At 61.5% G+C, this 24,099-nt stretch carries 20 protein-coding genes; 8 read left to right on the top strand and 12 right to left on the bottom strand.

What is annotated here, in order from left to right; translation table 11 throughout:
* Nucleotides 1-18: 18 nt before the first annotated feature.
* The 11 genes from ACVW0Y_RS13685 to ACVW0Y_RS13635 form a co-directional block, all read right to left on the bottom strand.
* The gene (locus ACVW0Y_RS13685) at nucleotides 19-540 is read right to left on the bottom strand and encodes a DUF4136 domain-containing protein (RefSeq protein ID WP_457438874.1); all 522 of its coding nucleotides are present in this window, start codon (nucleotides 538-540) and stop codon (nucleotides 19-21) included.
* A 61-nt stretch (nucleotides 541-601) separates the two neighbouring features.
* Nucleotides 602-2,167, bottom strand: coding sequence for a SpoVR family protein (locus ACVW0Y_RS13680; RefSeq protein ID WP_457438873.1), 1,566 nt, complete (start codon nucleotides 2,165-2,167; stop codon nucleotides 602-604).
* Nucleotides 2,168-2,176: 9 nt separating this feature from the next.
* Entirely contained in the window at nucleotides 2,177-3,448 is a 1,272-nt protein-coding gene (locus ACVW0Y_RS13675; protein WP_457438872.1) for a YeaH/YhbH family protein, read from the bottom strand.
* Between the two features lie 138 nt (nucleotides 3,449-3,586).
* Nucleotides 3,587-5,509: a PrkA family serine protein kinase gene (locus ACVW0Y_RS13670; protein WP_457438871.1), complete on the bottom strand. Its 1,923-nt coding sequence runs from the start codon at nucleotides 5,507-5,509 to the stop codon at nucleotides 3,587-3,589.
* 279 nt (nucleotides 5,510-5,788) lie between these two features.
* Nucleotides 5,789-6,118 carry a thiosulfate sulfurtransferase GlpE gene (gene glpE / locus ACVW0Y_RS13665; RefSeq protein WP_457438870.1) on the bottom strand — a complete coding sequence of 110 codons (330 nt, stop codon included), beginning with the start codon at nucleotides 6,116-6,118 and terminating at the stop codon, nucleotides 5,789-5,791.
* The gene (locus ACVW0Y_RS13660) at nucleotides 6,115-6,939 is read right to left on the bottom strand and encodes a symmetrical bis(5'-nucleosyl)-tetraphosphatase (RefSeq protein ID WP_457438869.1); all 825 of its coding nucleotides are present in this window, start codon (nucleotides 6,937-6,939) and stop codon (nucleotides 6,115-6,117) included. The genes glpE and ACVW0Y_RS13660 overlap by 4 nt, the downstream gene beginning before the upstream one ends.
* Nucleotides 6,939-7,319 carry a Co2+/Mg2+ efflux protein ApaG gene (gene apaG, locus ACVW0Y_RS13655; protein ID WP_457438868.1) on the bottom strand — a complete coding sequence of 127 codons (381 nt, stop codon included), beginning with the start codon at nucleotides 7,317-7,319 and terminating at the stop codon, nucleotides 6,939-6,941. The genes ACVW0Y_RS13660 and apaG overlap by 1 nt, the downstream gene beginning before the upstream one ends.
* 38 nt (nucleotides 7,320-7,357) lie before the next feature.
* Nucleotides 7,358-8,173, bottom strand: coding sequence for a 16S rRNA (adenine(1518)-N(6)/adenine(1519)-N(6))-dimethyltransferase RsmA (gene rsmA / locus ACVW0Y_RS13650; protein ID WP_457438867.1), 816 nt, complete (start codon nucleotides 8,171-8,173; stop codon nucleotides 7,358-7,360).
* Between the two features lie 111 nt (nucleotides 8,174-8,284).
* The gene (gene pdxA, locus ACVW0Y_RS13645; protein WP_457438866.1) at nucleotides 8,285-9,271 is read right to left on the bottom strand and encodes a 4-hydroxythreonine-4-phosphate dehydrogenase PdxA; all 987 of its coding nucleotides are present in this window, start codon (nucleotides 9,269-9,271) and stop codon (nucleotides 8,285-8,287) included.
* Nucleotides 9,268-10,560 carry a peptidylprolyl isomerase gene (locus tag ACVW0Y_RS13640; RefSeq protein ID WP_457438865.1) on the bottom strand — a complete coding sequence of 431 codons (1,293 nt, stop codon included), beginning with the start codon at nucleotides 10,558-10,560 and terminating at the stop codon, nucleotides 9,268-9,270. The genes pdxA and ACVW0Y_RS13640 overlap by 4 nt, the downstream gene beginning before the upstream one ends.
* Nucleotides 10,541-13,261 (bottom strand): LPS-assembly protein LptD, encoded by a 2,721-nt coding sequence (locus ACVW0Y_RS13635; RefSeq protein ID WP_457438864.1) that lies wholly within the window; start codon nucleotides 13,259-13,261, stop codon nucleotides 10,541-10,543. Before ACVW0Y_RS13635 ends, ACVW0Y_RS13640 begins: the two co-directional genes overlap by 20 nt.
* Nucleotides 13,262-13,387: 126 nt before the next feature.
* Between ACVW0Y_RS13635 and ACVW0Y_RS13630 the strand changes: the two genes are divergently transcribed.
* From ACVW0Y_RS13630 to ACVW0Y_RS13620, 3 genes are read left to right on the top strand one after another with little or no spacing between them, the layout of a single operon-like run.
* Nucleotides 13,388-14,413: an aminoglycoside phosphotransferase family protein gene (locus ACVW0Y_RS13630; protein ID WP_457438863.1), complete on the top strand. Its 1,026-nt coding sequence runs from the start codon at nucleotides 13,388-13,390 to the stop codon at nucleotides 14,411-14,413.
* Entirely contained in the window at nucleotides 14,410-15,081 is a 672-nt protein-coding gene (gene murU, locus ACVW0Y_RS13625; protein WP_457438862.1) for an N-acetylmuramate alpha-1-phosphate uridylyltransferase MurU, read from the top strand. Before ACVW0Y_RS13630 ends, murU begins: the two co-directional genes overlap by 4 nt.
* Nucleotides 15,081-15,854, top strand: coding sequence for a TerB family tellurite resistance protein (locus ACVW0Y_RS13620; RefSeq protein WP_457438861.1), 774 nt, complete (start codon nucleotides 15,081-15,083; stop codon nucleotides 15,852-15,854). The genes murU and ACVW0Y_RS13620 overlap by 1 nt, the downstream gene beginning before the upstream one ends.
* A 91-nt stretch (nucleotides 15,855-15,945) precedes the next feature.
* Here ACVW0Y_RS13620 and ACVW0Y_RS13615 read toward each other — a convergent pair whose 3' ends face one another.
* Entirely contained in the window at nucleotides 15,946-17,040 is a 1,095-nt protein-coding gene (locus ACVW0Y_RS13615; RefSeq protein WP_457438860.1) for an alpha/beta hydrolase family protein, read from the bottom strand.
* An 88-nt stretch (nucleotides 17,041-17,128) separates the two neighbouring features.
* On the opposite strand from ACVW0Y_RS13615, the gene ACVW0Y_RS13610 reads away from it, so the two are divergent.
* The 5 genes from ACVW0Y_RS13610 to ACVW0Y_RS13590 all read left to right on the top strand — a co-directional run bounded on the left by ACVW0Y_RS13610 (nucleotide 17,129) and on the right by ACVW0Y_RS13590 (nucleotide 24,094).
* Nucleotides 17,129-19,516, top strand: coding sequence for a PAS domain-containing sensor histidine kinase (locus ACVW0Y_RS13610; RefSeq protein WP_457438859.1), 2,388 nt, complete (start codon nucleotides 17,129-17,131; stop codon nucleotides 19,514-19,516).
* A 15-nt stretch (nucleotides 19,517-19,531) separates the two neighbouring features.
* On the top strand, nucleotides 19,532-20,161 hold the full coding sequence (locus ACVW0Y_RS13605; RefSeq protein ID WP_457438858.1) for a response regulator: 630 nt from the start codon (nucleotides 19,532-19,534) through the stop codon (nucleotides 20,159-20,161).
* A gap of 300 nt (nucleotides 20,162-20,461) precedes the next feature.
* Nucleotides 20,462-21,574 (top strand): ABC transporter ATP-binding protein, encoded by a 1,113-nt coding sequence (locus ACVW0Y_RS13600; RefSeq protein ID WP_457438857.1) that lies wholly within the window; start codon nucleotides 20,462-20,464, stop codon nucleotides 21,572-21,574.
* A gap of 56 nt (nucleotides 21,575-21,630) precedes the next feature.
* Nucleotides 21,631-22,662, top strand: a complete 1,032-nt coding sequence (locus ACVW0Y_RS13595; protein ID WP_457438856.1) for an ABC transporter substrate-binding protein — start codon at nucleotides 21,631-21,633, stop codon at nucleotides 22,660-22,662.
* A gap of 199 nt (nucleotides 22,663-22,861) precedes the next feature.
* Nucleotides 22,862-24,094 (top strand): ABC transporter permease, encoded by a 1,233-nt coding sequence (locus tag ACVW0Y_RS13590; RefSeq protein WP_457438855.1) that lies wholly within the window; start codon nucleotides 22,862-22,864, stop codon nucleotides 24,092-24,094.
* Nucleotides 24,095-24,099: the final 5 nt, after the last annotated feature.

The following is a 24,099-nucleotide window of genomic DNA, read 5'->3' as shown; positions in this document are numbered from 1 at the left end:
CGCGCCCGCCGGGCCGGCTTAGCGGCTGACGGGAATCTGCTGCAGCAGGCTGACTACTGCCGCACGCAGTAGCTCGTCGCGCTGCCAGGACGGGCTCAGGCTGGTGGTGATCAGACCTTGCCAGAGTGTTTTGTCGGCACGGTCGCTGACCCGCAGGCGCAGCGTGGCGCTTTCGTCTTGAAAGCGATGGACTGCCAGGTAGCTGCCCAGAGGGTTGTTGGGCGGGTTGTCGACGCGAAACTCCAGTGGCGTTTCGTTCAGGGTCAACGCATAGGCGACCCGTACCTCGGCTTTTTTGCTTTCGCGGTAGCCATGGTTGAGCAGGCCCTGGCGCAGGCTCGCTTCAACGTGTGCGTAATCGCTGGTGGGCGGCAGTTGGCCTTCGGTGCTGGTGCTCGGCGGCAGCATTTCGAAGCTGTGGTGGCTGCCAAGCGACGGTGTGGCGGTTTGCACCACCAGGACCTGCGGTGCCGGAGTGGAACAGCCTGCCAGCAGCAGGCTGAGCAGAAGTAGGCGTAGAAAAGCGGGGTGTACAGGCATAAACGGCAAGCTCCGCGAAGGATGCAATATGCTCAACGCAAGCTCGCCGTCGGTCAACCTGTCAAATGGGTGGGATCACCAGGTCCAGCCGTGGGTAGTCGCTGTTCTCGCTTTCGCCCCGCGGCGGTACATGCTGGGTTTGCACCACCTGATCACCGCGTACGGTTTCCAGATGGATATCAAAGCCCCACAGGCGGTGCAGGTGTTTCAGCACCTCTTCGGTGGAGTCGCCCAGGGGTTTGCGGTCGTGTTGTTGATGGCGCAGGGTCAGTGAGCGATCGCCGCGGCGGTTGATGCTGAAGATCTGGATATTCGGTTCGCGGTTGCCCAGGTTGTACTGCGCTGCCAGGGTCTCGCGGATGATCTGGTAACCCGGCTCATCGTGGATGGCTGGCACCACCAGTTCGTCCTTCTGGTCGTCGTCCATGATGCTGAACAGCTTCAGGTCGCGGATCACCTTGGGCGACAGGTACTGCAGGATAAAACTCTCATCCTTGAAGCTCTTCATGGCGAATTTCACCGTGGACAGCCAATCGCTGCCGGCGATATCCGGGAACCAGCGTTTGTCTTCTTCGGTGGGTTCTTCGCACATACGGCGGATGTCGCGGTACATGGCAAACCCCAGGGTGTAGGGGTTGATGCCGCTGTAGTAGGGGCTGTCGAACGGTGGCTGGTAGATCACGCTGGTGTGCGACTGCAGGAACTCCATCATGAAACCGTCGGTGACCAGGCCCTCGTCGTACAGGTCGTTCATCAGGGTGTAGTGCCAGAAGGTCGCCCAGCCTTCGTTCATCACCTGGGTCTGGCGCTGCGGGTAAAAATACTGGGCGATCTTGCGCACGATCCGCACCACTTCGCGCTGCCAGGACTCCAGCAGCGGCGCATGTTTTTCCAGGAAATACAGAATGTTTTCCTGCGGCTCGGCCGGAAAGCGGCCGGCGTCTTTGTCATTGCCCTTGTCGGCACCTTTGGGGATGGTGCGCCACAGGTCGTTGATCTGCCGTTGCAGGTGCTCTTCGCGCTCTTTCTGGCGCTGACGTTCTTCTTCGGCAGAGATCGGGTAGGGGCGTTTGTAGCGGTCGACGCCGTAGTTCATCAGTGCATGGCAGGAGTCGAGCAGGTCCTCCACCGCGTCGATACCGTAGCGCTCCTCGCATTGCATGATGTACTGCTTGGCGAACACCAGGTAGTCGATGATCGAGCTGGCATCGGTCCAGGTGCGGAACAGGTAGTTGCCCTTGAAGAAGCTGTTGTGCCCGTAGCAGGCATGGGCCACCACCAGCGCCTGCATGCAGATGGTGTTTTCTTCCATCAGGTAGGCGATGCACGGGTCGGAGTTGATCACGATCTCGTAGGCCAGGCCCATCTGCCCGCGGCTATAGGATTTCTCGGTGCTGAGGAAGTGTTTGCCGTAGGACCAATGGTGATAGCCCAAGGGCATGCCCACCGACGCATAGGCATCCATCATCTGCTCGGCGGTGATCACTTCGATCTGGTTTGGGTAGGTATCCAGCGCATAGCCTTCGGCAATCCGACTGATTTCCCGGTCGTAGGCGCGGATAAGTTCGAAGGTCCATTCCGAACCGGTGGAAATGGGCTGACCTCTTTTCTTCTCTCGAGCGCTCATGGCAACACCTCAGGTAACGAGTCGGCGCTGAAACAGTTCGCGGAACACCGGGTAGATATCGCCGGCGGACACCAGTTGCTGCTGAGCGAACGTGTCGGCAAATGCCTCGCCCACCTGTTCGTATTCGAACCACAGCGCCTGATGTTCGCGCGGGGTGATTTCCACATAAGTGAAGTACTGCACCAACGGCATGATCTGCTTCATCAGGATGTCGCGGCAGATCGGTGAGTCGTCGTTCCAGTTGTCGCCGTCGGAAGCCTGCGCGGCATAGATATTCCACTCACTGGTGGGATAGCGCGCTTCCATCACTTCCTGCATCAGCTTCAGCGCGCTGGAAACGATGGTGCCGCCGGTTTCCCGGGAGTAGAAGAACTCTTCCTCGTCCACTTCGCGGGCGCTGGTGTGGTGGCGGATAAACACCACCTCAATCTTTTCGTAGTTCCGCTTGAGGAACAGGTACAGCAGGATAAAGAAGCGCTTGGCGATGTCCTTGGTGGCCTGGGTCATGGAGCCGGACACATCCATCAGGCAGAACATCACCGCCTTGGAGCTGGGGTTGGGTTGCTTGACCAGCAGGTTGTACTTGAGGTCAAAGGTGTCCAGAAAAGGCACCCTCTTGATCCGCGCCCGCAGCAGGATAATTTCGGCTTCTGTGGCCTGAATGTCGGCAAAGTTGTCGGGTTCTTCGGCTTTCAGTCGCTCCAGCTCGGCAATCGCCGAGTGCAGTTTGTTGCGGCTGCTACCGGACAGGGCAATGCGCCGCGCATGGGAGGCGCGCAGCGTGCGAACAATATTGATGCGTGAAGGGTTGCCGTCATTGCTGACCCCCGCGCGTACGGTTTTGAAGGTGTCGGTGCCGGTGAGTTGGCGTTTCACCAGGTTCGGCAGTTCGAGATCTTCGAACATGAAATCGAGAAATTCTTCCTGGGTAATCTGGAAGGAGAACTCGTCCATGCCTTCGCCAGAGTTGCTGGCCTTGCCCGCGCCTTTGCCACCGCCGCCGCCTTGCGGGCGGGCGATACGTTCGCCAGCAGTGAATTCCTTGTTGCCCGGGTGCACTTGGGTCTGTTTGCCGCCACGACCATGGTGGAGCAAGGGCTCGTCGATATCGCGGCCGGGAATGCTGATCTGCTCACCGTGCTCCATATCGGTAATAGAGCGGCGGCTGACGGCCTCTTCCACGGCTTTCTTGATGTGGTCACGGTAACGGCGCAGGAACCGCTGACGGTTCACTGTGCTTTTGTTCTTGCCGTTGAGACGGCGGTCGATCACATAGCTCATGGACGCTCCTCAGAACCTCCGGACCTGCTGCGCTCGTCACGACGAGCACCGTAACGAGCAGACCCGGAGCGGTTCATGCGGCCTGCACGGGCATGCAGGCCTTGCGGCAACGACGTCGGCACAGGCCGACGTAGCAGGTTACTGCGACTTTCTGACCCGCAGGTACCATTCGGACAGCAGGCGCACCTGCTTGTCGGTGTAGCCGCGCTCGACCATCCGCGAGACAAAATCGTTGTGCTTCTGTTGGTCCTCCTTGCTGGCCTTGGCGTTGAAGCTGATGACCGGCAGCAGGTCTTCGGTGTTGGAGAACATTTTCTTCTCGATCACCACCCGCAGCTTCTCGTAACTGAGCCAGGTGGGGTTCTTGCCGTTGTTGTTGGCCCGGGCACGCAGCACGAAGTTGACGATTTCGTTGCGGAAATCCTTGGGATTGCTGATGCCGGCCGGTTTCTCGATTTTCTCCAGTTCTTCGTTGAGCGCCACGCGGTTGAGGATTTCGCCGGTTTCCGGGTCGCGGTATTCCTGGTCCTGAATCCAGAAGTCGGCGTACAGCACATAGCGGTCGAAGATGTTCTGGCCGTATTCGCTGTAGGACTCGAGGTAGGCGGTCTGGATTTCCTTGCCGATAAACTCGATATAGCGCGGTGCCAGGTATTCCTTGATGTAACGCAGATAGCGTTCGCGCACTTCGGCGGGGAATTGTTCCTGCTCAATCTGCTGTTCGAGCACATACAGCAGGTGCACCGGGTTGGCGGCGATCTCGTGGGGGTCGAAGTTGAATACCTTGGAGAGGATCTTGAAGGCGAAGCGGGTCGACAGACCGTTCATGCCTTCGTCCACCCCGGCGCTGTCACGGTATTCCTGGATCGACTTGGCTTTCGGGTCGGTGTCTTTGAGGTTTTCGCCGTCATACACGCGCATTTTCGAGTAGACATTGGAATTGTCCGGCTCTTTCAGGCGCGACAGCACCGAGAACTGCGCGAGCATTTTGAGGGTGTCCGGCGCGCAGTGGGCTTTGGCCAGTGAGCTGTTGAACAGCAGCTTGTCGTAGATCTTGATTTCGTCGCTGACGCGCAGGCAGTACGGCACCTTGACGATATAGATGCGGTCGATGAACGCCTCGTTGTTCTTGTTGTTGCGGAAGCTGTGCCACTCCGATTCGTTGGAGTGGGCCAGCAGCACGCCCATAAACGGAATCGCACCGAGGCCTTCGGTACTGTTGTAGTTGCCTTCCTGGGTGGCGGTCAGCAGTGGGTGCAGCACCTTGATCGGCGCTTTGAACATCTCCACGAACTCCATCATCCCCTGGTTGGCGCGGCACAGCGCGCCGGAGTAGCTGTAGGCGTCGGCGTCGTTCTGCGGAAATTCTTCCAGCTTGCGGATATCCACCTTGCCGACCAGGGCAGAAATGTCCTGGTTGTTGTCATCGCCAGGCTCGGTTTTGGCCACGGCGATCTGGTTGAGGATCGAGGGGTAGAGCTTGACCACCTTGAACTGGCTGATATCGCCACCGAACTCGGCCAGGCGCTTGGTTGCCCAGGGCGACATGATGGTGCTCAGGTAGCGTTTGGGGATGCCGAAGTCTTCTTCGAGGATGGTGCCGTCTTCGGCCGGGTTGAACAGCCCCAGGGGCGACTCGAATACCGGTGAACCCTTGATGGCATAGAAGGGTACCTTCTCCATCAACTGTTTGAGCTTTTCCGCCAACGACGATTTACCACCGCCCACCGGGCCGAGGAGGTAAAGGATCTGCTTCTTCTCCTCCAGGCCCTGAGCGGCGTGGCGGAAGTAGGAGACGATCTGGTCGATGCACTCTTCCATGCCATGGAAGTCTTGGAAGGCCGGATAGCGACGGATCACTTTGTTCGAGAAGATCCGCGACAGCCTGGAGTTGTGCGAGGTATCCACCAACTCGGGCTCGCCGATGGCCATCAACAGACGCTCGGCTGCCGTGGCGTAAGCGCTCTTGTCCTGCTTGCACAGGTCGAGATATTCCTGAAGGGAATATTCCTCCTGGCGAGTCGCTTCGAAGCGCTGTTGGAAGTGGCTGAAAATACTCATGACGTCACCTCGCTTGATGGTCGAGCCGGGCGGGATCGGTCGTGCGGGTGCTGGCAATCTGCCGATAAGTCGGCAAATGAGAATCCCCCAGAACACCTAAAGGTCGCTGCCGATAGCCCCGGAAGCCGGTGTGCCGGCTCTCCCCTGTATGGATGGCCTGAGGCTAAGGATAGTTCGTTATTGAGGAGGTCAAGGACCGACAAACGATAAGCATGTGCCGGTCTTTGTTACAGGAGGGCGAGAGCCCAGGCAGGGCGCGGGATAGACGCTTGGAAAAAATTATTCGGCAGTGCCTTCGGCCGTCTCGCCGGGGAAGGTGGCGCGCCACAGCTCGAAGCCGCCGTCGAGGCTGTAAACCTCGGAGAAACCCTGGCTGACCAGATAGGCCGCTGCACTCTGGCTGGAGTTGCCGTGGTAGCAGGAGACGATCAGCGGTGCGTCGAGATCGGCCTTGGTGATGAAGTCGTGCAGCGAATGGTTGTCCAGGTGCCGGGAGCCGCTGATATGGCCCATGGCGAAGCTTTGCGGGTCGCGGATATCCACTACCACCGCACCTTGGGTGCGCAGGGCTTGGGCTTGTTCCGGGGGAATGCGTTTGAATTCGCTCATGCTGTGGGTTCCTTGCAGTCGCAGCGATGGCGTTCGCCGCTGTCGACGTTGAGTAAAGTCATGGCACCGCCCCATACGCAACCCGTGTCCAACGCAATGACGCCTGGTTCGTCGCAGTGGCCTTCAAGGGCGGCCCAGTGGCCAAAGATCAACTTCTGTCCGGCGGTCTTGCGCTGTTTATAGCTGAACCACGGGGCGTAGCCCGGCGGGGCACTGTCCATGCCCTCCTTGGTTTTCAGGTCGAGGGTGCCGTCGGCTTTGCAGAAGCGCATGCGGGTGAAGTAGTTGGTGATCACCCGCAGACGGGTGACGCCCTTGAGGTCGCTGTCCCAGCGGTTCGGCTCGTTGCCGTACATGCCATCGAGAAACAGCGGCAGGCGCGCGTCGTCGCGCAGCGCCTCTTCCACTTCGGCAGCGCAGCGCAGCGCTTTTTTCAAAGACCACTGTGGCGGGATGCCGGCATGCACCATGGCGATATCGCGGTCGACGTCGTAGTGCAGCAGCTTTTGCTGGCGCAGCCAGTCGAGCAGCTCGGCGCGGTCCGGGGCGTCGAGAATCTCGCCCAGGGTGTCGCCCTTTTTCAGGCGTTCGATATTGTGCGCGGCAGCCAGCAGATGCAGGTCGTGGTTACCCAGCACACAGACCAGGGCGTCCCGCATGGCGTACAGGTAGCGCAGGGTTTCCAGCGACTGGGGACCGCGGTTGACCAGGTCGCCAACGAGCCACAGGCGGTCCCGCTCAGGGTCGAAGGCTACACGTTCGAGCAGGCACTTCAGTGGATCAAGGCAGCCTTGCAGGTCGCCGACAGCGTACACCGTCATCAGTGCAGGGCCCCGGGCACGGCCAGGCGGAACGGCGCGATGACGGCATCGAAGCGTTTGCCGTCGTCGGCCAGCATCTGGTAGCTGCCCTGCATATTGCCCACCCGCGTAGCCATCAGGGTGCCGCTGCTGTAGGTGTGGCTGGCCCCGGCGTCGATGGTCGGTTGTTGGCCGATCACGCCGGGGCCACGCACCTCCTGCACGCGGCCATCGCCGTCGGTGATCAGCCAGTGCCGCGACAGCAGCTTGGCTGGCAGCTCACCGTTGTTGCGGATGGTCACCGTGTAGGCGAACGCAAAGCGGTTCTGCTCCGGCTGCGACTGCTCGGGGAGGAAGCGGGTGACGACGCTGACGTCGATCTGATAGCGGGGATCGGACATGCGAATGGCTCAGTTAAGCGAACAGCAGGATGTCGAGTTTAGTGTGCTGGTGCCGCAGTTGTCTGCTCATGCAGTTTGTCGGCCAGGCGCACAAAGGCCGCCAGATCGAGCTGTTCCGGACGCAGGCTGCCGTCGACCCCGGCGGCTTCAATCGCCTCGCCAGTGAGCAGCGCCTTGAGGGTGTTGCGCAGGGTTTTACGGCGCTGGTTGAATGCCTCACGCACCACGCGCTCGAGCAGGCGGTGATCTTTGGCCGGGTGCGGCAGGGTGGCGTGGGGGACCAGGCGGACGATGGCCGAGTCGACCTTCGGTGCCGGGTTGAACGCCCCGGAGCCAACATTGAACAGGTGCTCCACGGCGCAGTGGTACTGCACCATGATCGACAGACGGCCCCAGTCGCCGCCCCCTGGCGTGGCAGCCAGGCGCTCGACCACTTCCTTTTGCAGCATAAAGTGCATGTCGCGGATCAGCCCGGCGTTTTCCAGCAGGTGAAAAATCAGCGGCGTGGAGATGTTGTACGGCAGGTTGCCGACCACCCGCAGGCTGTTGGGCGCGGGGTTGAGGCTGGTGAAGTCGAATTTCAACGCATCGCCCTGGTGCAGGGTGAAGTTCGGATTGCTGTCGAACTTGCCCTTGAGGATCGGGATCAGGTCGAGGTCCAGCTCTACCACATCCAGGGTGCCGCCACTGGACAGCAAGCCCTCGGTGAGCGCGCCCTGACCCGGGCCGATTTCCAGCAGGCGCTCGCCTGGCTTGGCATAAATGGCGCGCAGGATGCGGTGGATAACCCCGGCGTCATGCAGAAAGTTCTGGCCGAAGCGCTTACGGGCGCGGTGTTGGTATTGCTCAGTCATAGGGGCTCTGTCGAATGCGCTGGCAGCCAGAGCGCTGGCTGCTGAAAAAGGGTCATTGCTGCCAGTTAAGGCGCAGGTCGGAATAAAAGAAAGGCTGCCAGCCGTTTGCCGCTAGCGACTCTCGGCCATCTGGTAGGCGGTTTCCAGGGCCACCTGCAGGCTGCCACTGTCGATCTTGCCGGTACCGGCGAGGTCGAGGGCGGTGCCGTGGTCCACCGAAGTACGGATGATCGGCAGGCCCAGGGTGACGTTCACCGCGGCGCCAAAGCCTTTGTACTTCAGCACCGGCAAACCCTGGTCGTGGTACATCGCCAGGACTGCGTCACAGTGTTCCAGGTGTTTTGGGGTAAACAGGGTGTCGGCCGGCAGGGGCCCGATCAGGTTCAGACCGTCGCTGCGCAGGCGCGCCAGCGTCGGTTCGATCACTTCGATTTCCTCGCGCCCCAGATGACCGCCTTCACCGGCGTGGGGGTTGAGGCCGCAGACCAGAATGCGCGGCGCGGCGATGCCGAACTTGTTCACCAGGTCGGCGTGCAGAATGCGCGTGACACGCTCCAGACGCTCGGCGGTAATGGCTGCGGCCACATCCTTGAGCGGCAGGTGGGTGGTCACCAGGGCGACGCGCAGGCCGCGGGTGGCGAGCATCATCACCACTTGCTGGGTGTGGGTGAGCTCGGCAAGAAATTCGGTGTGACCGGAGAAGGCGATGCCCGCTTCGTTGATCACGCCCTTGTGCACGGGCGCAGTGATCATCCCGGCGAAATCGCCGTTCAGGCAGCCTTGCCCGGCGCGGGTCAGGGTTTCCAGCACGTAAGCCGCGTTGGCCGAGTCGAGCTGGCCGGCGATCACCGGATTACGCAGCGGCGTATCCCAGACATACAGGGTGCCGGCGGGCGCTGGCGTGTCCGGCCAGGCATCAGGGCTGACCGCGACCGCACGAACAGCCACACCCAGCTGCGCGGCCCGCTCATTGAGCAGGTCACAGCTGGCGATGGCAATCAGGGGGTACGGCTGGGAGTGCTGGGCGAGCAGCAGGCACAGGTCGGGACCTATACCCGCCGGCTCGCCGGGTGTCAGAGCAAAGCGCGGTAGGGTCACAGTTTGACTTCTACGTACGCCTCGTCGCGGATCTGGCGCAACCAGGCTTGCAGCTCTTCATCGTACTTACGGTTGCGCAGGGCGTTGAGGGCCTGCTGCTTGCGAAACTCTTCGCTGCTGTCAGTGGCGCGACGGCCAAGGACTTGCAAGACGTGCCAGCCGTAAGGGCTCTTGAACGGTTTGGAGACTTCGCCGCTGGCGGTGTTGGCCATCACTTGCTGGAACTCAGGCACCAGGGTGCTTGGGTCGATCCAGTTGAGGTCGCCGCCGTTGAGTGCCGAACCCGGGTCTTCGGAGAAGCTTTTCGCCAGTTCGCCGAAATCTTCACCGGCCATGATGCGCTCATACAGACGCTGCACCAGACGCTGGGTTTCTGCGTCACTGCGGATTTCGCTGGGTTTGATCAGGATGTGGCGCACATGCACCTCGTCCTTGACCTGGCTACCGCCACCGCGCTTTTCCAACAGCTTGATGATGATAAAGCCGCCTGGGGTACGAATTGGTTCGGTGACATCGCCAACCGCCAGTGCACCGATCATGCCGTCGAACGGAGCTGGCAGTTGACCGGCTTTACGCCAGCCCATGTCGCCGCCTTCCAGGGCGGTTTCACTACCGGAGCTGGCGATCGCCAGCTGCGCAAAGTCCGCGCCCTGCTTGAGTTGCTGATAGATCGAGGAGGCTTGCTTGTCCGCAGCCTGGATGGTCTCCGGCGAGGAGCTTTCCGGAACCGGGATCAGGATGTTGGCCAGGTGGTACTCCTCGGACAGCTGCATCTTGCCAAGGTCCGAGGCCAGGAAGTTCTGCACTTCCTGGTCGGTAACCTGAATGCGCTCGGCCACACGGCGTTGACGCACACGGCTGATGATCATCTCGCGACGTACCTGGTCGCGGGCGTCGTCGAACGACAGACCGTCCTGCGCCAGGGCGGCGCGGAACTGCTCGACGCTCATGTTGTTGCGCTGGGCGATGGTGCCGATGGCCTGGTTCAGTTCTTCGTCAGTAATGCGGATGCCGGAGCGATCGCCAATCTGCAATTGCAGGTTTTCGATGATCAGGCGTTCCAGCACTTGCTGGCTCAGCACGTGCTCCGGTGGCAGGGCCGCGCCGCGCTTGGCGATGGTTTGTTGCACCTCGCGCAGGCGGTCGTCCAATTGGCTTTGCATGATGACGTCGTTGTCGACGATGGCCACGACCCGGTCAATGGACTGCACTTCGGCCTGTGCCGCGGTACCCAGAAGCACTGCGCCCAGCAACAGCGGGCGCAGACAATCAGTAAGCTTGGTCTTCACGTTCACGATAACCTTGAATGCCTTGGTCGAGGAAACTCTCAACTTTGTTGCCGACTACGCCACCGAGGCCTTTCAGCACGATCTGCAGGAAGATCCCGCGGTCGCCTTTCTCGTCACGCTGCAGGTCGAATTCGTCGTACTCGACCCAGTAACGGTTGATCAGGCGCAGTTTCCAGCAGCAGTTGTCGTATTCGAAACCACCAAAGGCTTCCAGCGTGCGGCTCTGGTTGTAATCGAACTGCCAGCGAGCGATAGCGCTCCACTGCGGAACCACCGGCCAGATAACCGAGAAGTCGGACTGATCGATCTTGTACTCGTCGCCAGCCACTTCGAACTCGCCAGTGCGCGGGTTGAAGCGTTTGACGTCGTTACGGTAGCGGTAACCGGCGTTGATGATCTTGCCTGGGTTCGCTTCCGGCTGGTAATGCGCCATGACGTTGCCCGAGCGGGTTTCGCCGGCGTCCGGGTCCCAGTTGAAGTCGGAGCTGACACGCCAGTCGCGGTTCAGGCGGTACTGACCGGTGAGGGCGTATGGTGAAACCGAGGCTTCGTCCTTGCCTTCGATACCGGGCAATTGCACCTTGCGATCTTCTAAGTAGAAGGTCTGGCCAAGGGCGATCCGTGCACGTTCGAAACCGTTTGGCTCGATGAAGCTGCTGCTGGTGCCCAGCGACAGCTGGTTGGCATCGCCAATGCGGTCGCTGCTGGAGAAACGGTTTTCACGGAACAGCGAGGCATAGCTGAACGGCGATTCGCTGGTGTCGAAGATCGGGATATCCGACTGGTCGCGATACGGCACGTTCAGGTAGTACAGGCGTGGTTCCAGAGTCTGGCGGTAGGCATTGCCAAACAGCGTGGTGTTGCGGTCGAAGTACAGGCCGCTATCGAGGCTATACAGCGGCACGCCACGGTCCTGGCTGCCTTTGAACGGCGTGCCGTCGGCGGCCAGTTGGGATTTACCCTGCTGGTCGATATCCAGGTCGTAGTCGGTGTACAGGTACTTGGCCGTTGGTTTGACGTAGCCCCAGCTCCAGTTCAGCGGCAGGCTGACGCCCGGCTCCAGATGGGTACGGTCGCCAGTGGCACGGGTCAGGCCTTCCAGGGCCATGTCCGGGCTTTCCTGGTCGCCGTAGGTGTACTCGTCCAGGTTACGGTCGAAGCGCACGAACTCGGTGTCGTAGCTGAAGTTCAAGCCGGCAGGCTGGAATGGCAGCACGCCATCGAAGGTCACCTGCGGCAGACGATCATAGGGCGTCACGTCGGTAACGGTGGCCAGCTGATACTGATGCAGGTTGAGCTTGGCATTGTAGCTGTCGCCACGATAGGTCAGTGCGCCTTGCTGGTTCACGAAGGTCTGGTTGCTGACGTCGAGGTCGGTTTCCAGATCCTGGAAGTAGTACGGGTCGCTGATCTTGGTGTAGTCGATCGTGCCCAGCAGACGGGAATCCAGACCTGTCTGGTTCTGCAAGCTGTACAGGTAACGCTGGTCTTCGTACTTCGGCTCGTCCTTGCGCTCGTCGTCACCGTCATCCAGGTAAGCGGCGCTGACTTTGCCTTCGCTGCTTTTGGTCAGGTAGCGGAACTCGCCTTCCATCATCACGCCGCGCTCGGTCATGATGCGTGGATACAAGGTGGCGTCGTAGTTCGGTGCCAGGTTGAAGTAGTACGGCGTTACCAGCATCAGGCCGGTATCGCTCGACGAACCGATGCTAGGCGGCAGGAAGCCGGACTGGCGACGATCGTCGATAGGGAAATAGATGTACGGGGTGTAGAACACCGGAATGTCTTTTACCCGCAACGTCACGTTGGTGGCCGTACCGAAACCGGTGGCCTGGTTCAAGGTGATGTTGTTGCCCTTCAGGTTCCAGGCGTTGCTGCCTGGTTCGCATCGGGTGTAGGTACCATCCTTGAGGCGGATGATCGAGTCTTCCTGACGTTTGGCATACAGCGCGCTACCGCGAACGCTGGCCTTGTGCAGCACGTACTCGGCGTTGTCGATCTGCGCTTCACCGGTGTCCAGCTGAATTTTGGCGTGGTCACCCACTACCAGAGCGCCGTTGTCACGCAGGCGCACATTGCCATTCAGCTCGCCACGGTTTTCAGCTTGCAGCAGGCTGGCCTCATCGGCCTGCACCTGCATGCTGCCCTGGCGCATGATCACATCACCGGCGAGGGTGGCTACCTGCTGTTCCTGCTCATAGCGCGAGGCCTTGGCGGACAGGTAGGTCGGCGCATCTTTCTTCGCCGTCTTGTCGTTCATGCCGGGACGCTCTGGCTCGATATACGCGCCGGAGCAATACGGGCCGGTTTCGGCCAGTTGCTCGGCGGTGAGCTGGTCGCGCGGAACCCAGTCGAGGTGACTGTAGTCAGCACTGCGAGATTTAAGGGCCTTGCCCTTGCTGTCGGTCACCAGCTGCGGCTTGGCCTCGTCGGCAACGGTTTCACCCGAGGCGACCGTGCTGGTCTTCTCGGCAGAAGTGCCCACCACGGAGCTCACCGCGCCGGCGCTATGCACCGGGCGTGGAGGCAACACGGCGTTGGCCGCTTTCGGGGCGCACGCCCAGCCACCCGAAGGCGACACCTGGCAGTCAAACTGCTCGGCGGCGACCACGTATTGGGTAGCAACAGGTTGCAAGGCCAATAGGCTGCCGGTAACCAGCAGAGGGAATTTTTTACGAAACGCGGGGTATTTTACTGCCATCTTGTAGTCCGGGCTTCCTGCGCGCCATCGGCCCGCTAGGACCGCACGCCTCTCGATGGGCTGAAAAAGATGCTGGATAATAAAGCATGACCCGCACAACGGCTAGGGCCGTCGGAGACCCTTGTAATGCTTGATGAAGATGTACGCCTGCAACAGCTGTCCGTGTGGCTCGATGAGCAACTACCCGGCCTTTTTGCCCAGCGCGGCTGGGGTGTTGTTCCCCCCGCAACCCTTACTGCCGCTAGCAGCGACGCCAGTTTTCGGCGCTATTTCCGCTGGCACGGCGAGGGCCGAACGCTGATCGTAATGGACGCTCCGCCGCCTCAGGAAGACTGCCGGCCCTTCGTAAAAGTCGCCGGTTTGCTCGCTGAAGCAAAAATAAATGTGCCGGAAATTTTGGCCGAAGATCTCGAACGCGGTTTTTTATTGCTTCCCGACCTCGGGCGGCAGACCTACCTTGAGGTGATAAACGAGGAAAATGCAGACGCCCTGTTCGCCGATGCATTGCAGGCCTTGTTGGCTTTTCAACAGTTGCCGCAGCACACCCCACTGCCCAGTTACGACCACGCCCTGCTCAACCGCGAATTGCAGCTGTTCCCTGACTGGTATGTGCGCCACGAACTCAAGCTGGAGTTCAGCGAAGCGCAGCAGGCCGCCTGGCAACGTATCTGCAAGGTGCTGATCGACAGCGCTCTGGCCCAGCCTAAGGTGTTGGTGCATCGCGACTACATGCCGCGCAATCTGATGCTTAGCGAGCCGAACCCCGGCGTGCTGGATTTCCAGGATGCGGTGTATGGCCCGGTTACCTACGACGTTACCAGTCTGTTCAAAGACGCCTTCCTCAGTTGGCCGGAACCGCGTGTGCGCGCCTGGTTGACGCAGTACTGGCAGCAGGCCGGTGCCCTGGGCATTCCGGTGCAGGCCGAGCTCGACGACTTTCTGCGCGCCAGCGACCTGATGGGCGTGCAGCGCCACCTGAAAGTGATCGGTATTTTTGCGCGCATCTGCCACCGCGACGGCAAGCCGAAATACCTCGGCGATGTGCCGCGCTTCTTTGCCTATATAGAAGCGGTGCTGGAACGTCGTCCGGAGCTGGCCGAACTTGCTGAGCTGTTGGCCGGCCTGCGCCAGGCCAAGGTGGCGCGCCCATGAAGGCGATGATTCTGGCCGCCGGCAAGGGCGAGCGCATGCGTCCGCTGACCCTGCACACCCCCAAACCATTGATCCCGGTGGCCGGCGTGCCGCTGATCGAGTACCACCTGAGGGCGCTGGCGGCTGCCGGCTTTACTGAGGTGGTGATCAACCAAGCCTGGCTCGGTGAGCAGATCGAAGCGCACCTGGGCGATGGTGCGCAGTTTGCGCTGCGCATCGTCTATTCACCGGAAGGCGAGCCGCTGGAAACCGGCGGCGGTATTTTCCGGGCGCTGCCCTTGCTCGGCAGCGAGCCCTTTCTGGTGGTCAATGGCGACGTCTGGACCGACTACGATTTCCACGCCATCCCCAAGCAGCTGAAGGGCCTGGCCCATCTGGTGATGATCGACAACCCGAGCCATCATCCGGCCGGCGATTTTATCCTGCGTGAAGGGCTGCTCAGCGACGGCCAACCCGGTGTGGCCACTCTTACCTACAGCGGTATCGCCGTGCTGGCACCGGCGTTGTTCGAGGGTTGCCAGCCGGGCGCATTCAAACTGGCACCGCTGCTGCGTGATGCCATGGCGGCGGGGCAGGTGAGTGGCGAGTATCACCCGGGTCATTGGGTGGATGTCGGCACCCATGAGCGGTTGCTCGAAGTTGAGCAACTGCTGGCGGAGGCGGGCTGATGCTCTGGCCTGCCACGGTAGTCGGGGCCACCGCCGGTTTGGCGCTGGCCAGTATTCCGGGCGCTTTGCTGGGCATTCTGCTCGGCCAGGTGGTGGACCGGCGGATGGCGCTGGAAAGCTGGGCCGACTTGCGCGGCCGGCTCAAGGGCGCGCGGCCGACTGGGGTGGCGGATCAGGATCTACTGTTTATCCTTCTTGGCCGTTTGGCCAAGAGCGATGGTCAGGTGCTGGAAGTGCATATCCAGCAGGCCCGCGCGGAGATGCAGCGCCTGCAGTTGAGCGACAGCGATCAACGCCGCGCCATCGGGGCCTTTACCCGCGGCAAGAATGGCCAGGACGGTTTGCGCGTGCCGCTGCGGCGTTTACGCCATCAGGCGGCGACTGCGGAAGAAGTACTGCGTACCTGCTGGCGCATGGCCTGGGCCGATGGCCGGGCCACCGGCACCGAGCGCGAGCTGATTGTGTTGTGGGGCAAATGGCTGGGCCTGGGGCGCGAGCGGGTGGCTGCGTTAGGTGCCGAGTTCGAACCGCGCAAAAGCACCAGTGTGGCCAGCAACGTTACCTATGAGCAGGCGCTAAGGCTGCTGAATGTGGCCCATGGCAGCGATGTGCAAACCATCAAGAATGCCTACCGACGTCTGCTCAGCCGTCACCACCCGGACAAACTGCTGGGGGCCGGTGCCAGCCCGGCCAAGGTGCGCGAAGCCACCGAGAAAACCCGCGAGTTGCACAGCGCTTATGCGGTGGTGCGCGAGCAACGCGGGTTTCGCTGACCGGTAGTGTCTTGTAGGAACGGCTTAAGCCGCGATGTTCCTGATCTAAAAGCATCGCGGCTGAAGCCGCTCCTCCGGGCCAATGCTGTCGCTAGATCCCTGGCGAAGTCGGCTCTGGCGGCGGAGACGGTTCGGGGGCTTCAGCCGGCGCGGGGGCGTCAGGCCTGGCTGCCCCGGATTGCAGGTGCTGGCTCAACCAGCCTTTGACCCGCCGATACAACTGCTCCTGCTCCGTGGCCCGGTCGCCGGGCATGCCAGCCATGGCCACCTGAATATAGGCCGGATGCTTTTGCCGCTTGCTGGCTTCTTTGCGTAGCTTGGCGGCATCGCGGTCGAGCGGCTGATCGTTGTAGTAGAAATCGCCAGTCGCCAGCTTCAGCTCAGGCACCAAATCCTCCAGCGCCGGGCTGAACCCCACCGGCTTTTCCGCCGCCACCAGAATCAGATTGCTGACCTGCTTGGGCTTGTTGTCCGCCAGATAACGCGCGGCCCAGTAACCGCCGCTGCCATGCCCGAGCAGCACAATGGCCTTGGCTTTTTTCTCTTGGGTAAAGGCGATGGCGGCTTCGATGCGCGCGCTGACGCGGGTGGCGTGGGTGGCCCGTTGCTCTTCGCTGATGCCGCTCGGCGGCGGCGTGTTGTCGGCCGGTACGGCGGCGTTTTCGGGCGTGGTGGCGGGTGCCGGCTCGCTGGTCTGGGCAGGCGCGTCAGCGTTCTTTTCCTCGCCGCCGGGCGGGGCCGCTTCCTCAATGGGACGCAGCGGCGGCTCATCACCTTGCGGGTCTGGCAGGCTCAAGCTCAAGGTATGCCAGCCGGCATCCGGCAGCTTTTCCCGCAGCGGCGCCATGGCTTGCGGCCAGTCTGCGGTCTCGCCGTCGCCGGGGATCAAGATGATCACTCCGATGGCATCGCCGACATTGGCCAGCTTCCACAGGGCGAGGAATTCTTCATCGCCGGCCTGCAGTTTCTGCTGCTCCTTTTCCGGTACCCGTTTGGCCAACGCCGTGGCGTCATCGACGCTGCGCTCACTCAGCGGCGCTCGTTCGACCGCGGCGGCCGGTGCTTCGCCCTCCTTGGTCGGTGCCGGCTCATCGGCAGCCTGCAGATGGCCGCACAGCAGCAAGGTCAGCGCAGCAAGGTACGGGCGAAGCGACGGGGACATCGGGCAGGTCCTGGGCGATGGCAATGGGTGCAGCCTAATCGGCTGTCGGCTATTTGTCAGGCGTGGAGTAAGGTATGCCGCTTTCCACTCCTTCGCCGAGGTTCGCCGCAGGATGATCCGTTATGTGCTGGGCACCCTGTTGCTGCTGGTTGCCGTGCTGCCAGGTGTGGCGTTCAGCGAAACGCCGACAGCGTCGCTGGTGCTGAGCGCCGAGCAAAGCAGTTGGCTGGTCGCGCACAAACAGCTGCGGGTCGGCGTGGTGCTGCAAGCGCCCTATGCGCAGATGGATCGGCGGCTGCAGAAACTCTCCGGTGCCCATATCGACCTGATGAAAGCGCTGGCCAGCGCCCTCGATGTGGAGCTGATCTGGCAGACCTATCCCGACCAGGCCGCCCTCGAAGCCGCCGCCCAGGCACGGCTGTTCGACCTTGCCCCAGGGCAGATGCAAACCCCGGCGGGCCTGCGCCAATGGCTGTTCTCCGATCCTTATATGCGTGTGCCGCAATTGGTGGTGGGCGCACGGCTTGGCGGTGCCGCCGTGGACTTCGAGCAACTGGGCAGCAACGACCCGGTGGCCGTGCGTATGCCCAGTGCGGTGGCCGATTACCTGCGCAGCTCCTACTCCAACCTCAATCTGCAGAACCTCGCCAACGAGCGCCAGGCCTTGCAGAACCTGCTGGCGCAGCAGGTGAAATATGTGGTCATCGACGAGGCGCAGCTCAGTCGCCTGTCCGCTGAAGCGGAGTTCGCCGAGTTGGCGGTGGTCGGTGATATCGGCTTTCCACAATTGCTGCGGGTGGCCTCGCGGCGCGACTGGCCAGAGCTGTCCGGCCTGGTCGACAAGGCCCTGGCCGGGCTGACGCCCAAGCAGCTCGATCAGTTGCATAACCGTTGGGTGCAGATCAAATACCCGCGCTTGAGTGAGTCCCCCGGTTTCTGGCAGAACCTCACCAGCCTGTTTGGCGTGTTGCTGGCGGCGGCGGTGGCCTGCCTGTTCTGGCTGCGCCGCCAGGTGCGCAACCTGGAGCGCGGCTTGCTGGATGCACGGCACGCGTTGGAGCTGCGCGAGGCCGCCGAGGAGGCGTTGCGCCTGACCCAATTTTCCATCGACCAGAGCACCGTTGGCATTCTCTGGGTCAACTGGGACAGCCATGTGCGCTACGCCAACCGGGCGGCGGAACAGATGCTCGGTTATCCACCTGGCGGCGTGGTGGAGCGGCCGCTGGCGGCCTTCGATCCGAGCCTGCACATGGACCGCTGGCTGGCGCTGTGGAAGCGCGCGCGCGGCAGTGATGGCGAGCCGCTGAGTTTCGAAAGCAATCTGCTGCGTGCCGACGCCAGTACCTTGCCGGCGGATGTGTCGCTGAGCTTTCTGCGCTTTCGCCAGGCCGAGTACCTGGTGGTCTATATCACCGACGTCACCGAGCGTCGTCGTGCCCTGGCCGCCTTGCAGGAAAGCCAGGCGCGGCTGCAGGGGATTGCCGCCAATGTGCCGGGCATGGTCTTCCGCCTGGAGCGCCCGCATGTCGGTGCCGATGTGGAGTTCGCCTTTATCAGCGACGGCAGCGAAGGCATGGTCGGTTATCCCGCCGCTGTGTTGCAGGCGAAGGATCGCGGACTGCGCAGCCTGGTCTACAGCGACGACAGGGCCAGCTACCACGGCAGCCAGGACCTGGCTTTTGCCAATGACCGCGACTGGCACTGGCAGGGCCGCATTCTCACCGAGGGTGGCGAGCAGCGCTGGGCCGATATCAAGGCTATGGCCCGCCGTCTGGACGATAACTCGGTGGTCTGGGATGGCATCGCGTGGGATATCACCGATAACAAGCGCATCGAACTGGAGCTCGCCGATTCCCGCGCCCAGCTGCGTGAGCTGTCGGCGCACCTGGAAAGCGTGCGTGAAGAAGAAAAGGCCCGTATTGCTCGCGAAGTGCACGACGAACTGGGCCAGGTGCTCACGGTGCTGAAACTGGAAACTTCGATGTGCGAGCTGGCCTATGCCGAGCTCGACCCCGGTTTGCAGGACCGCCTGAACAGCATGAAGCGCCTGATCGCCAACCTGTTCCAGCTGGTGCGCGATGTAGCCACCGCGTTGCGTCCGCCGATTCTGGATGCCGGCATCGCGTCGGCCATCGAATGGCAGGCGCAGCGCTTTGAAGCCCGTACACAAATCCCCTGCATCGTGCAGGTGCCGGACAACCTGCCGACGCTGGCCGACGCCAAGGCCATCGGCCTGTTCCGCATTCTGCAAGAAGCGCTGACCAACGTGATGCGCCATGCCCAGGCGCATACTGTCGAGCTGCGCCTGGCGCTGGAGGGCAACGACCTGTGTCTGACTGTCGTCGATGACGGCGTCGGGTTTGTCGCCGCCCCCGGGCGCAGCGCCTCGTTCGGCCTGGTGGGCATGCGCGAGCGTGTGCTGATGCTCGGTGGCACGTTGCGCCTGGACAGTCAGGTGGGCGAAGGCACCAGCCTGACTGTGCACATTCCATTGAGTTGAATAGGAGCGTTTGCCGTGATCCGTGTACTGGTCGCCGAAGACCACACCATCGTCCGTGAAGGCATCAAGCAGTTGATCGGTCTGGCCAAGGACCTCTGCGTGGTTGGCGAAGCGAGCAATGGCGAGCAACTGCTGGAAACCTTGCGCCAAACCGAATGCGAGGTGGTGCTGCTGGATATCTCCATGCCTGGGGTCAACGGCCTGGAGGCGATTCCACGGATTCGCGCGCTAAACAACGCGCCGGCGATTCTGGTGTTGTCGATGCACGACGAAGCGCAAATGGCCGCCCGTGCCCTCAAGGTTGGCGCTGCCGGCTATGCCACCAAAGACAGCGACCCGGCGTTGCTGCTTACCGCCATTCGGCGGGTGGCGGCGGGTGGGCGTTACATCGACCCGGACCTGGCCGACCGCATGGTGTTCGAAGTCGGCCTGACCGATTCGCGGCCATTGCACACGCGGCTGTCGGAACGGGAGTTCTCGGTGTTCGAACGGCTGGTGCAGGGGGCCAACGTCAACGACATCGCCCAGCAGCTGGCGCTGAGCAACAAAACCATCAGTACTCACAAGGCGCGGTTGATGCAAAAGCTCAATGCCAGCTCGGTGGCTGACCTGGTCAAGTACGCCATGGAGCACAAGCTGGTTTAGGACCTTCCCGGTCCCTCGTAGGAGCGGCTTCAGCCGCGATGCTCTTGATCTGCGTGCGCAGCGTTCGCGGCTGAGGCCGCTCCTACAGAATATCCCGCATATCTATTTGCGACCCCTTTCCCCCCCCCTCCCACCGCTCTGCCTCCCCATGGCAATACCCAATCGCGCCAACGGGGTAGGGCGATCCCTACCCTCAGTCTTCCGCCTTGCTTATAGCAATCTCTCATAGCCCCCGATTTGCGCTGCTTCCAGGGTTCTCTAGCCTTAGGACACGACATACAAAATCAAAAAGGTGGGGTCATGGTCGAGTCGCAAGTGAACGATGTACTGGTCAGCTTTCGTGGCGTTCAGAAGAGCTACGACGGCGAGAACCTCATCGTCAAAGACCTCAACCTGGATATCCGCAAGGGCGAATTCCTCACCCTGCTGGGGCCGTCCGGCTCGGGCAAGACCACCAGCCTGATGATGCTCGCCGGCTTTGAAACGCCCACTGCTGGCGAAATTCAGTTGGCCGGCCGCTCCATCAATAACGTGCCGCCGCACAAGCGCGATATCGGCATGGTGTTCCAGAACTACGCGCTGTTCCCCCATATGACGGTGGCCGAAAACCTGGCCTTCCCCCTCACCGTGCGCGGCATGAACAAGACCGATGTCAGTGAGCGCGTGAAGCGCGCATTGTCGATGGTGCAGCTCGACAGCTTCCGCAATCGCTACCCTGGTCAGCTCTCGGGCGGCCAGCAACAGCGTGTGGCGCTGGCCCGCGCCCTGGTGTTCGAGCCACAGCTGGTGCTGATGGACGAACCGCTGGGGGCGCTGGACAAACAGCTGCGTGAACATATGCAGATGGAGATCAAGCACCTGCATCAACGCCTGGGCGTGACCGTGGTGTACGTGACCCACGACCAGGGCGAAGCACTGACCATGTCCGACCGTGTGGCGGTATTCCATCTAGGCGAAATCCAGCAGATCGCCCCGCCGCGCACCCTCTACGAAGAACCCAAAAACACCTTCGTCGCCAACTTTATCGGTGAGAACAACCGCCTCAATGGCCGCCTGCTCAGCCGTGACGGCGAGCGTTGTGTGGTCGAGCTGGCGCGTGGCGAGAAGGTCAATGCGCTGGCGGTCAACGTCGGCCAGCCGGGCGAGCCGGTAACCCTGTCGGTGCGCCCGGAGCGGGTGCTGCTGAACAGTGCCAGTGATGTCTGCAGCAACCGTTTCTCCGGCCGCGTGGCCGAATTTATCTACCTGGGCGACCACGTTCGTGTGCGTCTGGAGGTGTGTGGCAAGGCCGACTTCTACGTCAAACAACCCATCGCCGATCTCGATCCGGGGTTGGCGGTGGGCGATGTGGTGCCGCTCGGCTGGCAAGTGGAGCACGTCAGAGCACTCGATCCACTTTTGGAAAGTGCCTGACCGTTTTGAAGTTCGCAGTAAACGCGTCATTCAACTCAGCACTGTGGAGAACAACAATGAAACAAGCACTGAAACTCGTCACCGTGGCACTTGGGCTGGCGGTTGCCGCTCAGTCCATGGCGGCCGATCTGACCGTTATTTCGTTCGGGGGAGCGAACAAGGCAGCCCAGGTAAAGGCGTTCTATGAGCCATGGGAAGCAGCCGGTAAAGGCAAGATCGTCGCCGGTGAGTACAACGGTGAAATGGCCAAGGTCAAAGCCATGGTCGACACCAACAGCGTGTCCTGGGATCTGGTGGAAGTAGAGTCGCCAGAACTGTCGCGCGGCTGCGACGAAGACATGTTCGAAACCCTCGACCCGGCGCTGTTCGGCAACAAGGCCGACTACGTGCCGGGCGCCATCCAGAGCTGCGGCGTGGGTTTCTTCGTATGGTCCACGGTGTTGGCCTACAACGCCGACAAGCTGAAAACCGCACCGACCAGCTGGGCCGATTTCTGGGACACCAGCAAATTCCCGGGCAAACGTGGCCTGCGTAAAGGTGCCAAGTACACCCTGGAGTTCGCCTTGATGGCCGACGGCGTTGCGCCGAAAGACGTGTACAAAGTGCTGGCCAGCAAAGACGGCCAGAACCGCGCGTTCAAAAAGCTGGATGAGCTGAAGCCGAATATCCAGTGGTGGGAAGCCGGTGCCCAGCCGCCGCAATACCTCGCCTCCGGCGACGTAGTAATGAGCTCGGCCTACAACGGCCGTATCGCTGCCGTGCAGAAAGAAAGCAACCTGAAAGTGGTGTGGACCGGCGGCATCTACGACTTCGACGCCTGGGCCATTCCGAAGGGCGCGAAAAACGCCGAAGAGGCCAAGAAGTTCATCGCCTACTCGGTGCAGCCTGAGCAGCAGAAGATCTACTCGGAAAACATCGCCTACGGTCCGGCCAACTCCAAAGCCGTGGCCCTGCTGGACAAAGGCATCCTCAAAGACATGCCGACCACCCCGGAAAACATCGCCGATCAAGTACAGATCGACGTGACCTTCTGGGCGGACAACGGTGAGCAGCTGGAGCAGCGCTTCAACTCGTGGGCTGCCAAGTAATACCGCTGTCCCTGAGCTAGATCGTCACCCTCGTTCGCGAGGGTGACGCTTAATCAAATGCTTGTGAAACGTTGCGAGCGAAGGATAGGCAAGGCAAAAGCAGGCGAGTAAGCGCAGTTGGCTGTAGCCAATGAGCATTGCGAGTCTGTTTTTAACGCCGCCTGGCCGAGCGCAGTAGTTTCATTTATTGGAGTTTTCCATGGCCGTCGCCATTCCCGAAGCCACCTTGAAACAACGCCTCGCGCGCGCCGAGCGGGTCAACCGCCTCAAGGCACAAGCGCTGATCGCGCCGCTGGTGCTGTTTCTGCTGCTGGTGTTTCTGGTGCCGATCGTGGCGCTGCTGTACAAAAGCGTCGCCAACCCGGAAGTGGTCAATGGGTTGCCGCGCACGGTAGTCGCCGTGGCTGCATGGGATGGCAAAGGTTTGCCCGCTGAGCCGGTGTACCAGTCCATCAGCGAAGACCTGGGCGAAGCCCGCAAGAATCAAGTCTTGGGCGATCTGTCCAAGCGTCTGAATATGGAATCGGCCGGCTACCGCAGCCTGCTGATGAAAACCGCCAAAGCGCTGCCGTTCGCTGAAACCCCAACCTCTTATAAAGAAGCCTTGGAAGGACTGGATGAGCGCTGGGGCGACCCCGCCTACTGGCAAGTGATCCGCCGCAACACCAGCAGCGTGACGCCGTACTACCTGTTGGCCGCCGTCGATCACCGTATCGACGATGTCGGCGAGGTGGCACCGGCCACCCCCGATCAAGCCATCTACCTGGATATCTTTGCCCGCACCTTCTGGATGGGCCTGGTGATCACCGCCATCTGCCTGGTGCTGGCCTATCCGCTGGCCTACCTGCTGGCCAACCTGCCGTCACGGCAGAGCAACCTGCTGATGATTCTGGTGCTGCTGCCGTTCTGGACCTCGATTCTGGTGCGCGTGGCGGCCTGGATCGTGTTGCTGCAATCGGGCGGCCTGATCAATAGCGCGCTGCTGGCCATGGGCATTATCGATAAACCGCTGGAGCTGGTGTTCAACCGCTCCGGGGTGTACATCGCCATGGTGCATATCATGCTGCCGTTTATGATTCTGCCGATCTACAGCGTGATGAAGGGCATCTCGCCCACCTATATGCGCGCAGCGATTTCCTTGGGCTGTCATCCGTTCGCGAGCTTCTGGCGCGTGTATTTCCCGCAGACCCTGGCCGGTGTCGGCGCCGGTTGCCTGTTGGTATTTATCCTCGCCATTGGCTACTACATCACCCCGGCGCTGCTCGGCAGCCCGAGCGACCAGATGGTCAGCTACTTCGTTGCCTTCTACACCAACACCAGCATCAACTGGGGCATGGCCACTGCCTTGGGCGGCCTGCTGCTGTTCGCCACCCTGGCCCTTTACGTGGTTTACAGCTGGCTGGTGGGCGCTAGCCGCCTGCGCTTGAGCTGATAAGG

The organism is Pseudomonas sp. TE3786, assembly GCF_054057335.1.
This window is presented reverse-complemented; position numbering and strand designations above follow the sequence as displayed.